General features: G+C 68.6%; 14 protein-coding genes. 3 read left to right on the top strand and 11 right to left on the bottom strand.

The genetic code is table 11. From position 1 onward, the window contains the following. Nucleotides 1-2: 2 nt before the first annotated feature. The 10 genes from EV652_RS17800 to EV652_RS17755 all read right to left on the bottom strand — a co-directional run bounded on the left by EV652_RS17800 (nucleotide 3) and on the right by EV652_RS17755 (nucleotide 7699). The gene (locus EV652_RS17800) at nucleotides 3-710 is read right to left on the bottom strand and encodes a GntR family transcriptional regulator (protein ID WP_199238251.1); all 708 of its coding nucleotides are present in this window, start codon (nucleotides 708-710) and stop codon (nucleotides 3-5) included. 96 nt (nucleotides 711-806) lie between these two features. Next, nucleotides 807-1895 (bottom strand): zinc-binding dehydrogenase, encoded by a 1089-nt coding sequence (locus EV652_RS17795; RefSeq protein WP_199238250.1) that lies wholly within the window; start codon nucleotides 1893-1895, stop codon nucleotides 807-809. After that, nucleotides 1892-2758, bottom strand: coding sequence for an SDR family NAD(P)-dependent oxidoreductase (locus EV652_RS17790; RefSeq protein WP_132210280.1), 867 nt, complete (start codon nucleotides 2756-2758; stop codon nucleotides 1892-1894). The genes EV652_RS17795 and EV652_RS17790 overlap by 4 nt, the downstream gene beginning before the upstream one ends. Then, on the bottom strand, nucleotides 2755-3495 hold the full coding sequence (locus EV652_RS17785) for a GntR family transcriptional regulator (protein WP_132210279.1): 741 nt from the start codon (nucleotides 3493-3495) through the stop codon (nucleotides 2755-2757). The genes EV652_RS17790 and EV652_RS17785 overlap by 4 nt, the downstream gene beginning before the upstream one ends. Beyond that, nucleotides 3492-4259, bottom strand: a complete 768-nt coding sequence (locus EV652_RS17780; RefSeq protein ID WP_132210278.1) for a carboxymuconolactone decarboxylase family protein — start codon at nucleotides 4257-4259, stop codon at nucleotides 3492-3494. Before EV652_RS17780 ends, EV652_RS17785 begins: the two co-directional genes overlap by 4 nt. Next, entirely contained in the window at nucleotides 4256-5164 is a 909-nt protein-coding gene (locus EV652_RS17775) for an NAD(P)-dependent oxidoreductase (protein WP_132210277.1), read from the bottom strand. Before EV652_RS17775 ends, EV652_RS17780 begins: the two co-directional genes overlap by 4 nt. Beyond that, nucleotides 5157-5555: a carboxymuconolactone decarboxylase family protein gene (locus EV652_RS17770; protein WP_132210276.1), complete on the bottom strand. Its 399-nt coding sequence runs from the start codon at nucleotides 5553-5555 to the stop codon at nucleotides 5157-5159. The genes EV652_RS17775 and EV652_RS17770 overlap by 8 nt, the downstream gene beginning before the upstream one ends. 4 nt (nucleotides 5556-5559) lie before the next feature. After that, the gene (locus EV652_RS17765) at nucleotides 5560-5958 is read right to left on the bottom strand and encodes a cupin domain-containing protein (RefSeq protein ID WP_132210275.1); all 399 of its coding nucleotides are present in this window, start codon (nucleotides 5956-5958) and stop codon (nucleotides 5560-5562) included. Continuing rightward, complete coding sequence (locus EV652_RS17760; protein ID WP_199238249.1) at nucleotides 5955-6872, bottom strand: NAD(P)-dependent oxidoreductase; 918 nt, start codon at nucleotides 6870-6872, stop codon at nucleotides 5955-5957. Before EV652_RS17760 ends, EV652_RS17765 begins: the two co-directional genes overlap by 4 nt. Then, nucleotides 6869-7699 carry an N-acyl homoserine lactonase family protein gene (locus EV652_RS17755; protein ID WP_199238248.1) on the bottom strand — a complete coding sequence of 277 codons (831 nt, stop codon included), beginning with the start codon at nucleotides 7697-7699 and terminating at the stop codon, nucleotides 6869-6871. Before EV652_RS17755 ends, EV652_RS17760 begins: the two co-directional genes overlap by 4 nt. A gap of 231 nt (nucleotides 7700-7930) precedes the next feature. On the opposite strand from EV652_RS17755, the gene EV652_RS17750 reads away from it, so the two are divergent. Both EV652_RS17750 and EV652_RS17745 read left to right on the top strand, forming a co-directional pair. Next, the gene (locus EV652_RS17750) at nucleotides 7931-8887 is read left to right on the top strand and encodes a VOC family protein (RefSeq protein ID WP_132210274.1); all 957 of its coding nucleotides are present in this window, start codon (nucleotides 7931-7933) and stop codon (nucleotides 8885-8887) included. Between the two features lie 60 nt (nucleotides 8888-8947). Beyond that, nucleotides 8948-9649: an alpha/beta hydrolase gene (locus EV652_RS17745; RefSeq protein WP_132210273.1), complete on the top strand. Its 702-nt coding sequence runs from the start codon at nucleotides 8948-8950 to the stop codon at nucleotides 9647-9649. A 7-nt stretch (nucleotides 9650-9656) separates the two neighbouring features. On the opposite strand, the gene EV652_RS17740 is transcribed toward EV652_RS17745, so the two are convergent. Then, a complete protein-coding gene (locus EV652_RS17740; RefSeq protein ID WP_132210272.1) occupies nucleotides 9657-11090 on the bottom strand; it encodes an aldehyde dehydrogenase family protein in 1434 nt (477 codons plus the stop codon). Between the two features lie 240 nt (nucleotides 11091-11330). Here EV652_RS17740 and EV652_RS17735 point away from each other — a divergent pair, with 240 nt between their 5' ends. Then, nucleotides 11331-12290, top strand: coding sequence for a diacylglycerol/lipid kinase family protein (locus tag EV652_RS17735; protein WP_158441178.1), 960 nt, complete (start codon nucleotides 11331-11333; stop codon nucleotides 12288-12290). Nucleotides 12291-12305 lie beyond the last annotated feature (15 nt).

Here is a 12305-nt window from a genome sequence, read left to right as displayed (position 1 = left end):
AGCTATTCGGCCTGCATTTCCTTGAGGCCCTCGAGGGCGTTGGCGGCGGCGCGCTGCATCTGTTTGACGTAGATCTCGGCCGCCGTGTCCGCGTCCCGTTCCCGGATGGCGGCGACGATGGCGCGCAACTCCTGGACGGCCTCGGCGTGTCCGATCGACAGACCCTTGATGCGCAGCACCCTTACCTTGGCCTGGACGCTCTCCACGAGGTGCCGTAGTACCTCACTGCCGGCGCCCTCCAGCAGGATCTCGTTGAAGTGGTCGCGCGCCTTGAGGATTTTGCGCGGGTCGACGGACTCCTCGGACGCGACCTCGGCGAACCGCTCCGTCGCCGCCTCGAGTGCGTGTACCTGCGAGCGAGGCGCGTTCTCGACGAACCGCCGGACCACCAGACTCTCCAGCGCGGCCCTGACCTCGTACAGATCGCGCGCCTCCTCCGGGGTCGGCGCCGCGACAACGGCCCCCTTCTGCGGCAGCACCTTGATCAGGCCTTCAGAGGTGAGCTCCCGGAGCGCCTCGCGAACAGTCGTACGCGACACGTTGAGCTGCTCGATCAGCTCTCGCTCGACCAGCCGCTGGCCCGGCTCGAGGCGGAAGTCCAGGATCGCCTCGCGGAGGGCCGTGATGACCTGCTCACGCAAAGGTGCGGCGACCCGGCCGACCGGACTCGTGGTCCAGGCCGATGCGAGCGAGTTCGGAGTCATGGCCATGGTCATCCCATTTTGAATGGCGGTATGAATGTCCTACAAACATACCGGCTCGGACCCGGGATTCCACGGTATCCGGCGAGCCGCCACGCCGCGTGGTCAGAAGACGAGGACGCCCGAGAGATCCTCGAGCTGTTCGGAGCGCTCGAGCGCGGTGTTGATGTCGTCGAGCCGGTAGGTGGAGGTGATGATCGGCGTCGGATCCAGTGCGCCGCGTTCGAGCAGGCGGACGTAGGCAGCCAGGTCGCGCCGCATCCGGACGTTGCCGTTCTGCGTGCTGAGGATCTGCCGGCCGTGGATCGCGAGTGGGATCTGCGGGAACGTGACCTCCCCCGCCGCATCCTTCAGGCCGGACAGCACGACGGTGCCGGCCCGCCGGGAGATCTCCAGCGCCAGTCGTTGCGCCGAGGGGGGACCGGCCGCTTCGATGACCTTGTCCGCTCCCCTCCCCTCGGTGACGCCACGCACGGCCGCCAACGCGTCCTCGGGGGTGACCGCCTGCGTGGCCCCGACCTTCATCGCCACGCCGCGGCGCTCCTCCGTCGGGTCGACCGCGACCACGTCGCGGGCCCCGGCCAGGCGCGCCGCCTGGATCGCCCAGAGTCCCAGGTGCCCCGCACCGACGACGGCGACCACGTCGTCCGGCTGTACACGTGCGACGTTGAGCACGGCGCCGACACCGGTGGTGATGCCGCAGCCGAGGAGCGAGAGCACCTCCCACGGCAGATCGGTATCGACTCCGAACACCTGGTTCTGCGAGACGTTCATGAGCTCGGCGTACCCGCCCACACATCCTGCGGCGTTCACCACGAGGCCGTCCGAGGTCGTCGCCACGTCCGGATAGACGCCGCCGAGGTCAAACAGCTCTGAGCACTGGTCGGGCCGGCCGATGCCGCAATAGAAGCAGTGGCCGCATTCAGGCGTGCCCGGTACGACGACGCGTTGCCCCACCTCGATGCCGCGGACCAGCTCACCGACCTCGACGACCTCGCCGGTCGCAGCATGACCCAGGATCGTCGGAGGGACTTTCCCGAGCCGGCCGTGGAAGCTGGTCACGTCGGTCGAGCAGAACGGCGCCGCCTTCGTGCGGACCAGCACCCGCGTCGGCGCGAGGTCGAGCAGTTCCACGTCCTCGACGGTGAAGGGGCGCTCGAAGCCTCGCAGCAGGGCGGCGCGCATCGCTGTCATCGGGCGGCCTGCTGAGATGTCTCCTGGAAGGCGTCCAGCCGATGCCGATCAAGTATCGCCCCATCCGTCACCGAGACGTCCCACAGGCCCGCTCCCCCGCCACGGCGGTTGGTGTTCTGCACACTCGCGCCGCCGTCGACGGAGAAGATCTCGCCGGTAACGTAGCTGGACTCGTCGCTGAGCAGGAACGCCACCGTCGCGGCCACCTCGTCCGGGCGGCCGGCGCGCCGCAGCGGCGAGGTGCTCGCGCGCCGGCGCATGTCGGCCATCCCGGCCTCGCCGAAGATCGGCGTGGGAACGATGCCCGGAGCAACGGCATTCACGCGAACTCCGATCGGTCCCCCGTAGACCGCGGCACCGTGGACGAGCCCCACCGTGCCGTGCTTCGAGGTCGTGTACGCCAGCAGGTCATCGCTCCCCCGCAGACCGGCGATGGAGGAGGTGACGACGATGGATCCGACGCTGCCGCGCTCCAGGTAGTGGCGGAAGGCCGCCCGTACGCCGAGGAACGGGCCTCGCAGGTTGACGGCCATCACCTTCTCCCACTCGTCGACCGTCACGTCCACGAGGTCGGCCAGAGAGCCCGCGATCCCTGCATTGAGGTGGTGCAGGTCCACCCGGCCGAACGCGCCGACGGCAGCCCGCATGTACGCGTCCACGCCGTCCTCGGTGCTCACGTCCGCGCCTACTCCGATCGCCCTGCCTGGCGCCGCCGCGGCGACCTCCTTGGCCGCACTCTCGGCGAGGTCCACGGCCACGACGTTCACACCCTCCTCGGCAAGCCGGTGCACCGTCGCACCTCCGAGACCGCCTGCGGCGCCCGTGACGATGGCGACCTTTCCGGCCAATCCGCGCAATGTCATCTCTGTTCGCCTCGCGTCCGTGCTGGGGGTTCGGTACTCATGCTCTGCTGGAGGTGGCGCAGCGCCGTGAGAGACGCCGCCCTGATGTGGTCTCGGTAAAGCGACGCGGCGGTCTGGGCATCCTTCGCCTGAATGGCCGCGGTGATCGCGCGCAGTTCGTCGACGGAGCTGTCGGCCCGGCCGTCGGCGGACATGGAGGTTGCCCGGAGCATCCGTACCCGGGCCTGGATGCCGTCGACGATCTGCTTCAGGGCCGTCGAACCGGCGCCTTCGACGAGCACCTCGTAGATCCGGTCCTTCGTCGCGAGGACACCGCGGATCTCCTGCCGCGCGGCGACGGCCTCGGCGAACCCCTCGACCGCCGCACCGAGGCGGAGGACCTGCGACCGGGTGGCCCGCTCGCAGAACCGCTCGACGATCAGTGACTCGAGCGACGCCCGTACGTCGTACAGGTCGCGGGCATCCTCCAGGGACGGGGCAGTGACCACCGCACCTCGCTGCGGTACGACGGTGACCAACCCTTCGACGGTCAACTCACGCAGGGCCTCACGGACGGTGGTCCGCGAGACACCGAGCTGGTCGATCAACTCGCGTTCCACCAGCCGCTGTCCGGGCACGAGGCGGAGGTCGAGGATCGCGTCGCGCAGGAGGGCGACCACCTGCTCGCGCAGCGGCGCTGCCACCCGTCCGACAGGCTTGTAGTTCCAAGCCGGCGGGGTCGCCGGCGAGGTGGTCATCGGCCCACCGGAGCCGTCCTCGCGAGCAGCTCCTCCTGCAGCACGGGGAGCGCCTGGAGCGCGCTCTGCATGCCCATCACGCTGGCGATCTCCATCACTTCCAGCAGCTCGCCAACGGTGGCGCCATAGCCGAGCGCGTTGTCCATGTGCGCCTTCCATCCCTTCACGTAGAGGTGGGTGGAGGCGCAGTCGAAGGCCGTGTAGATGAACTCCTTCACCTTGGGCTCCAGGCAACCGTGCCGCCACGACACCGACGAGAAGTCGGTGTACGCCTCGAACAGCTCGGGGTCGAGTTCGAGGATCTCGTCCCAGAACTCGTGCCAGTAGCCGCGGTTGGCGACGAACCGCGCCTTGAGCCCGCTCTGGTACTCGTCGAGCTCACCCGGCCCGTCGCGCAGGCCGCGTTCTCGGAGGAGTTCCGCGAGCAGAGGTACGCCGATATTCATCGCGTGGATGCCGACGGTCGTGGTGAGCTCGATCACCTCGACGATCTCGCCGGGCGTCGCACCGAGTTCGAGCGCTTGGCGGATGTGCCGCCGTACGCCAGGCGAGTAGAGGTGGGTGGCTGCCGCGTCGACCGCCAGGTAGACGAGCTCGCGGGTCTTCGGGTCGAGGTGGCCCTTGCGCTGCGGCACGGCGGCCAACTGCACGTACGCCGCCAGGAGCTGCGGCGCGAGGTCGAGCACCGCCTGCCATTGCTCGTCCCACTCCCCGTGCAACTCGACAACGGATTCCCTGAGCTCTTGTGCCGACGGCGCGCTCATCCGGTCACCAGCTGTCGGTCGGCCGACTGCAGAGCCGCCCACCGGGCGATCTCGGTGTGGTCGGCGGTGTCCGGCAGCTCCTCGAGGGCGCGCGCCCAGATGGCGACAGCACTGTCCGCGAGCGGGCTGGCGGCGCCGAGTTGGTGGGCAAGGCCGACGGCGATACGCATGTCCTTGAGCATCAGGTTCATGCCGAACCCGGAGTCGTAGCTGCCAGGCAGCACGAAGTTCGGGAACTTGTTGTCGGTCGATCCGCTGCGACCGCTGGAGGAGTTGATCAGCTCAACCATGACCGCGGGGTCGAGTCCGAACCGCTCGCCGGCCAGCACGCCCTCGGCCGTGGCCAGCAGGTGCGTCGCGGACAGCAGGTTGTTGATGGCCTTGAGCGCATGCCCGGCGCCTACCCCGCCGGCGCGACGAACAGTACCCATGTTCTGCAGCAGGGGAGCCAGCCGCCCCACGTCGACTTCGGCGCCACCGACCATGATCGTCAGCGTGCCGTTCTCGGCGCCCTTGACCCCTCCGGAAACCGGCGCGTCGACGAGCCTGACGCTACGGCTCTCGAGCTCGGTTGCGAGACGCCTGGTGGAGAGCGGGTCCGAGGAACTCATGTCCACGACCGTGCTTCCGTCGGCCAGCGCCGCCGCGACCGCCGGATCACCGAGCACCGCCTCGACGACCGAACTGCTAGGCAGCATCAGGATCATGATGTCCGTACCTCGAACGGCGTCGGCCGCGGTCTCCGCCGTGCGGACGCCCGCGAAGGCCACCGCGGCGCGGGCGTCGGCGCTCAGGTCGAACCCGGTCACGGCGTACCCGGCGCGGAGCAGGCGCACCGACATCGGCGCACCCATGTTGCCGAGGCCAACGAAAGAGACCGAGGGAAGCTCAGGACGGTCAGACATCGCCGGTGACCTCACCGATCACTCGCTCGGCGACGCGGAAGGACTCCAGCGCTGCCGGGACGCCGACGTAGATCGCGGCCTGCAGTAGTGCCTCTTGGATCTCCTCGACGGTCACGCCGTTCGTGAGGGCTCCCTTCACGTGGACGCCGAGCTCGTGGTTGCGGTTGAGCGCGGTCAGCATGGCGAGGTTGAGCAGGCTGCGCGCACGCCGATCGAGGCCGGGGCGGTTCCACACCGCGCCCCAGCAGTACTCGGTGACCAGCTCCTGGATCGGACGCGAGAACTCGCTGACCTGGGCGAGGGATCGCTCGACGTGCTCAGCGCCCAGCACGGCCTTCCGCGTCTCCAGACCGGCCTCGTAGGTATCGCCGGGGGTGATGTCAGTTGTCATGTGCTCAGTCCTCTTCGGTGACGGGCGCGGTGTACTGCTCCTCAGTGACCTCCTCGGCCCAGGAGGTCGTCCCGAGCGAGATGGCCGTGTGGGTCATGAAGGAGTCGGCGGCGGCGCCGTGCCAGTGCCGCTCGCCTGGCGGGCACCACACGGTGTCGCCGGCGCGCAACCGGCGGAGGCCGTCCTGCTCTGTCGCGACGTAGCCGCTGCCGCCGAGCACCTGAAGGATCTGGCCGTGCTCATGGACATGCCAGTACGTGCGGGCGCCAGGCGTGAAGTTGACAGTGTTGATGGTCACTCCGTCGGTGGCGGGCATGGTGAGGTAAGGGTGGACCGCTCCGGTGAACTTCGAGCCGGTCTTGCCGCCGACGCCGTGCTGGGTGGTTCCGTGGATGAGCTTCACGACCTGTCCTTCCCGGCGTCGTACGCGCCGTCGTGGATGCGGACGCGCCCCGAGACGTCGCCGATCGCGTCGACCACGGTGTTGCTGATGTCGTCGGCGTAGCCCAGCTGGAGGGCGAGACCGAAGGAGGCCAGCGGGGCGGCGGAGTTCGGGCTCGCGAGGCCAAGGCCCGCCACGAGGTCGACGTAGGCGAGGACGTCCTTCATCATCAGCGCGTTGGTCAGGCCGCCCCGCAGATAGTCGCCGTGGATGATTTTCGGGAACCTGTTCTGGGTCGCGAAGTTCACCCCGGAGCTCGTGTTGAGTACGTCGAGCAGTACCTGCAGATCGAGTCCCGCCTTACGCCCGGCCACCATCACCTCGGCGGTCGCGGACAACGCGATCGCGTTGAGGAAGTTGTTGAGCAGCTTGGCGGTGTGCCCGGCCCCGACCCGCCCGCAGTGGAAGATGTCGGCGGAGAACACCGAGAGTACCGGACGCACCTGCTCCAGCGTCGTCGGCTCCCCGCCAACCATCAGGGTGAGCATCCCCTTCTCGGCAGCCGCCGCGCCGCCCGAGATCCCGGCGTCGACCAGAGTGGCGCCCACTTCGGCCAGGTGCTCGTGCAAGCGCACGGTGGAGGCCGGGGCCGAGGTGCTCAGGTCGACCACCACCTGCCCCTCACGGGCGTTGGCGAGCACGCCGTCCTCATCCAGGATGACCGCCTCGACGACCTTGCTCTCCGGCAGCGAGAGGAGTACGACGTCGCAGGTCCGCGTGACCTCAGCGACCGAGGCCGCCGCCGTCACGCCGCAAGCGGTGACGTTTTGGGGGCGGGTGTCGTAGCCGAGTACGTCGTAGCCGGCGGACACCAGGCAGCGGGCCATCCGCCCGCCCATGTTCCCGAGACCGATGAAACCGACCGTGCTCGTCACGCTGCTCCTTCACCTTGGCGGCCGCCGATCACCGCGACGAACTCACCGAGCGGACCGTCGAGGCGGCGGTGGCGATCGAGTACGGCGGGGTCGTGGCCGGGGACGAGAATCGCGTCACGATCCGCGATGAGTTGGTTCATGCGATCGAAGCCCCGGTACATCGCCTCGAGGTCGGCGACGACGAGGAACGGCAGGTCGCGCTCGAGCTCCTCGTAGTAGTGCGTCGCGTCGGAGGCCAGGAGCACCAGGCCCTCGTTCGTGTTGACGGTGAGGATCGCCTGACCCGGCGAGTGCCCGCCGATCTCGATCAGCTCCACCCCCGGCGCGATCTCCTCCTGGCCGCGGTGAAACACCATCCGGTCCTCCTTGTGGACCGTGCGCAAGTGGTCGATCTCGCTCTCCTCGATGGTGTGGTGGAACTGGAATCGCCGGGCGCAGTCGCCGGTCCAGAAGTCGTACTCCGTCCGCGGCACGATCACCGTCGAGTCCGGGAACAGGTCCACGTTGCCCGCATGGTCGTAGTGGCCGTGGGTCAGGACCACCGTGGCCTCCGCCGGCTCGACCCCCAGGCCGCGGAACGCCTCCCGTGGATGGATGAGGTGACCCCGTTGCCGGTTGCGCCCGCCGAGCTCGCTGTAGCCGGTGTCGACCACGATTGTGCGCCGTTCGTTCCGCAACACCCAGACGTAGTAGTCCATGCCGATCGGAGCGTCCGGCTCGCCGTACAGGTGGTGGTTGAGGAAGACGGCGCTCCGGGTCGTCATACGGGACGCGTAGCGCACGATCAGCACCTCGTACGTCTCGTCAGCAGCGGAGTGATGGCTCACGGTCCCTCGTATGATCGTCAGACAAACTTGATGCAGGACACGTTAACGCAGACCAGCGATGCGATGCAATGTATGACAATCCTTCGCACGACCCCGTCGAAGACCGACCCTCGCGGCCGCCTCCACCGCCGTCAGCGCCGGGACCAGTTATTGACACTACCGTCGGATCGTATGACGATCATACCCTCGCCGGGCCGTCGTTCCGGCACGACCAGAGAAGGAGAACCCCGGATGACGTACCTCGTCGGCTCCCACCACGTGACGCTGTCGGTGGCTGGCGCGCAGGAGGACGTGGACTTCCACACCAAGGTCCTCGGCATGCGCTTCATCAAGAAGACCGTCCTGTACGACGGCTCCGTGCCGATCTACCACTTCTACTACTCCAACGCGAACGGCGACCCGTCGTCGGTGGTGACCACGTTCCCGTTCGCCCAGGCCGGGGTGTACGGCAAGCGGGGCACCAACCAGGCCCGTGAGGTGATGCTCTCCGTCCCGGACGGCTCGCTCGACTACTGGGTGAAGCGGCTCGGCGAGCACGGCATCGAGGCCAAGCGCTCCGAGGCCTTCGGCCGCGGCCGGATCGCCTTCCACCACCCATCCGGCCTGGAGTACGTCCTGGTCGGGAATGAGACCGATCCGCGCGAGGGCTTCACCGGTAACGGCGTGTCGGCCGAGGCCGCAATCCACGGCATCCACGGCGTCGGCCTGCACGTGTACGACCAGGACCGGATGGTCGACTTCGCCAACGACGCCTTCTTCTCCCAGGGCAACGTGATGGAAGAGGGCGACGTCGCCTGCTTCCAGGTCGGCAAGCAGGAGTACGGCAACTTCATCGAGCTACGCGGGAACCGGACCGACGGCCAGGGCACGTGGACGTTCGGTGCGGGCACTTACCACCACTTCGCCTGGAACCTCGACACCCTGGAGAACCAGGCCGCGGTCAGGTTCGACATCGAGGGTGTCGGCTACACCGACATCTCGGAGCTGAAGAACCGCACCTACTTCAAGTCCCACTACGTGCGGACCCCGGGTGGCGCCCTGTTCGAGCTGGCGGTCACCGACGACGAGGGCGGCTGGGACTGCGACGAACCGGCCGAGGAGCTCGGCAAGAACTTCATGCTCCCGCCGCAGTTCGAGAGCGAGCGGGAGAGCATCCTCTCCCGGCTGGAGCCGGTCACGTCCGACTGACCCGGCTCACGATGATTCAGGGCCGGGCGCCGTCAGCGCCCGGCCCCGGAGGGAACTGACATGGCCTTCCTCACTACGCCCGAGAACCCCCACCTGGCCAGCACGCCAGTGCTGTACGGCGCACCGCTGGCCGAGGCGGCACTGGTCGTCTACGCGGTACACGGCCGGGGCCAAGGCCCCGGGTTCATGGCGGAGCAGGCCGACCGCGTCGATCTGCCCGGAGTGGCCTGGCTGGCACCGCAGGCCGACGCCGACACCTGGTACCCGCAGAGCTTCCTCGCACCACTCGAGCAGAACCAGCCGCGCCTCGACCATGCGCTGAGCATGGTCAGGAGCCACCTCGCCGATCTCGGCCGGCTGGGCTGGCCGCAGCGAGACGTCGTCCTCTTCGGCTTCTCCCAGGGAGCCTGCCTGCTGTCGGAGTACCTCTTGCGGGACCAGCCGCCGTGCGCCGGCGCGTTCATCCACACGGGCGGCTACCTCGGGCCGGAGGACCGGCCGCGGGCAGCTGTACAGGGAAGCGGCCTGCCGGGCACCGAGATCGTGCTCCTGTGCGCTGAGGACGACGAGTTCGTCCCGCTGACCCGGGTCGAGAAGACCGCAGGCGCCTTCGCGTCACTCGGCGCACGGATCGAGCTGACGACGTACGACGACCCGGTGCACCACCTGAACGACGACTCGATCGCGCGCTTGCGCCGGATGCTCCGCTCACGCTTGCTCGAGCGGGTCGAGGTCATCACTGACCCCGACCACGACAACTGACGACAGGTCAGAGCGGCATTCCGGTCAGGATCATGACGCGCGGCTCGGTCAGGTCCTCCATTGCGGCGGCGACGCCCTCCCTTCCGACCCCGGACTCCTTCCATCCTCCGTACGGCGTCTGGTCGGCCCGGTAGCTGGGCACGTCCCCGATCACGACACCTCCGACCTCGAGCTCACGGTGCGCCGTGAACGCCGTCTCCATGGACTGGGTGAACACCCCGACCTGCAGGCCGTAACGCGAGTCGTTGACCTGGCTGAATGCGTCCTCGACAGACGACGCGGTCGTCACGGTGAGCACGGGTCCGAAGACCTCCTCGGAACCGAGAGCGGTGTGCCGGGGCACGTCCCTCAGCAGCGTTGGCTGCACCAGACGCCCGCGTCTCGGCCCACCGACGAGCAGGTCCGCGCCCTCCGCGACGGCCTCGGCCACCCAAGACTCGATGCGTTCGGCGGCAGCGTCGTTGATCACCGGGCCGACGACGTCGCGTTCGGGATCCATGGTGCGCGAGGCGATCTCACGGACGGCCGCTTGCAGCGCCGGAATGAACGCCTCGGCGACGTCTCGATGGACAATGACGCGCTGGACGGAGATACAGGACTGGCCGGCTTGGTAGGTCGCGAAGAGCGCGATCCGCCGCGCGGCGGTGTCGAGGTCGGCCCAGTCGCGATCCACGACGACTGCCGCGTTGCCACCCAACTCGAGGGAGACGTGCTTGCGCGGCGTGCGATCACGAATCGACCAGCCCACCGGCCCGGATCCGGTGAACGACACCACCGGCAGGCGTGGGTCCGCTACCAGCTCCGGCATCCGCTCGTTCGGCACGGTGAGCACGCTCAAAGCACGCGCCGGCCAGTCGGTCTCCGCGATGATCTCCGCGAGGAGCAGGGCGGTCAACGGTGTCGCGGGAGCGGGCTTGACCAGAACAGGGGCCCCCACCGCGATCGCGGGCGCCAGCTTGTGGGCGACCAGGTTCAACGGGAAGTTGAACGGCGTGATGGCGAGCACCGGACCGCGCGGGAACCGCCGTACCAGCGCGATCCGGCCGTTCCCGCCGGGCTCGGTGTCCAGGCGCTGGACCTCGCCGGAGAACCGGCGAGCTTCCTCCGCCGCCCATCGGAACGTCGACGCGCCCCGATCCACCTCGGCCAGCGCCCATTGCCGGGGCTTGCCGTTCTCGAGGGCGATCAGGTGAGCAACCTCGTCCCGCCTACGGCCCAGTTCCCGCGACACGTGGTCCAGGACGCTCGCCCGCTCGCCGGCCGAGGTCCGTTGCAACTCCCCGCGAACGCTGTCGAGATCCGTAACAGCCTGCTCCACCTGCTCAGCAGTAGGCACCGAGACCGTCGCCACGAGCTCGCCGTGGCGGGGAGACCGCACATCGAAGGACTCCAGGCCAAAGGTCTGCGCACCGGAGGCGTAGAAGGGTGTCACGCTGCCCATGAAGGTCTCCCCTTCGGATCGGCTGTTGACCGTCCGTAAGACGGACTGATTGTATGACGAGCATACAGCTTTCCGGGATCAGGAGGGCCAGATGTTCCAGCAGAAGGTCACCTGGCGGGTCCTGCTGTTCGGCCTGCCGCTTCTCACCGGGGCCGTGATCACCAGGGGCCGGGATCCCGTCATCGATGGCAGGTGATTTGCGACTAGCACGCTTACCGTCGTTGCGCGAGAATGCAGTGGATGGTGTCGGAGCTGTCGGGTCCTGGCCGGCGGTCCTCGGATCCCCCGCAACGGCCGGTGTTGTTTGTCAACCCGAGATCGGGCGGGGGCACGGCCGCACGCGCTGAGGTTGCGGAGCGGGCGCGCGACCGAGGGATTGAGACCGTCATCTTTGCGCCAGGCCAGAGCCTCGAAGCGCTAGCCCGGGAAGCCGTTGCCAATGGTGCGGACGCGCTGGGGGTTGCCGGTGGCGACGGGTCGCTGGCGGTCGTGGCCGCGGCGGCCGCCACGCATGGGCTTCCGTTCGTGTGCGTGCCGGCCGGGACGCGCAACCACTTCGCTCGCGACCTCGGGGTGGATCCGCACGATGTGCTCGGCGCGCTCGACGCGTTCACAGGGGGGATCGAGCGCCTGATCGACGTGGCGGACGTGAATGGCCGCCTGTTTCTCAACAACGTCTCGCTCGGTATCTACGGCGACGCCGTCCGCAGTCCCGGCTACCGCGATGCCAAGATGCGGACGCTCCTGGAGACCGCCGAGAAAGTGCTGGGCCCGGGCGCAGAGGTGCCGGCATTGCGCCTGGTTGACGAAATGGGGCGCGAGCACCAGCATCTCGCGGTTGTGCTCGTGTCGAACAACCCCTACACGCTCGATCGCCCGCTGACGCCCGGTGCCCGACCGGCCCTCGACAGCGGCCGACTCGGGATCATCGTTCTCGACGCACCCAGCGCTGCCCCGCACCCCCCGCGGGCTGGCCCCCACACTCCAGGGCGAGCGTGGAGCGCGCCACGTCTGGACGTCAGCGCGCTGCCACCGGTACACGCCGGGATCGATGGCGAGGCGATCGATCTAAGCCCGCCGCTGCAGTTCACCATCCGGCCCAGGGCTCTGCGAGTCCGAATCTCGCCCCGCCATCAAGGCAGGCCACCATCTGCGCCGTTATCGCCTCCCAGACAAACGCGTCCGCTGCCAGAGGGCTGATACGCCGAGAAGGTG

Source organism: Kribbella steppae, assembly GCF_004342025.1.
Lineage (GTDB): Bacteria > Actinomycetota > Actinomycetes > Propionibacteriales > Kribbellaceae > Kribbella > Kribbella steppae.
Note: the sequence above shows the minus strand (reverse complement) of the source record. Positions and strands in the feature narration are given on the sequence as shown.

What these genes read in the sequence shown, in the direction of transcription:
- EV652_RS17800 (WP_199238251.1), bottom strand. Translation starts at nt 710, where the DNA reads ATGGCCATGACTCCGAACTCGCTCGCATCGGCCTGGACCACGAGTCCG.
- EV652_RS17795 (WP_199238250.1), bottom strand. Translation starts at nt 1,895, where the DNA reads ATGACAGCGATGCGCGCCGCCCTGCTGCGAGGCTTCGAGCGCCCCTTC.
- EV652_RS17790 (WP_132210280.1), bottom strand. Translation starts at nt 2,758, where the DNA reads ATGACATTGCGCGGATTGGCCGGAAAGGTCGCCATCGTCACGGGCGCC.
- EV652_RS17785 (WP_132210279.1), bottom strand. Translation starts at nt 3,495, where the DNA reads ATGACCACCTCGCCGGCGACCCCGCCGGCTTGGAACTACAAGCCTGTC.
- EV652_RS17780 (WP_132210278.1), bottom strand. Translation starts at nt 4,259, where the DNA reads ATGAGCGCGCCGTCGGCACAAGAGCTCAGGGAATCCGTTGTCGAGTTG.
- EV652_RS17775 (WP_132210277.1), bottom strand. Translation starts at nt 5,164, where the DNA reads ATGTCTGACCGTCCTGAGCTTCCCTCGGTCTCTTTCGTTGGCCTCGGC.
- EV652_RS17770 (WP_132210276.1), bottom strand. Translation starts at nt 5,555, where the DNA reads ATGACAACTGACATCACCCCCGGCGATACCTACGAGGCCGGTCTGGAG.
- EV652_RS17750 (WP_132210274.1), top strand. Translation starts at nt 7,931, where the DNA reads ATGACGTACCTCGTCGGCTCCCACCACGTGACGCTGTCGGTGGCTGGC.
- EV652_RS17745 (WP_132210273.1), top strand. Translation starts at nt 8,948, where the DNA reads ATGGCCTTCCTCACTACGCCCGAGAACCCCCACCTGGCCAGCACGCCA.
- EV652_RS17740 (WP_132210272.1), bottom strand. Translation starts at nt 11,090, where the DNA reads ATGGGCAGCGTGACACCCTTCTACGCCTCCGGTGCGCAGACCTTTGGC.
- EV652_RS17735 (WP_158441178.1), top strand. Translation starts at nt 11,331, where the DNA reads ATGGTGTCGGAGCTGTCGGGTCCTGGCCGGCGGTCCTCGGATCCCCCG.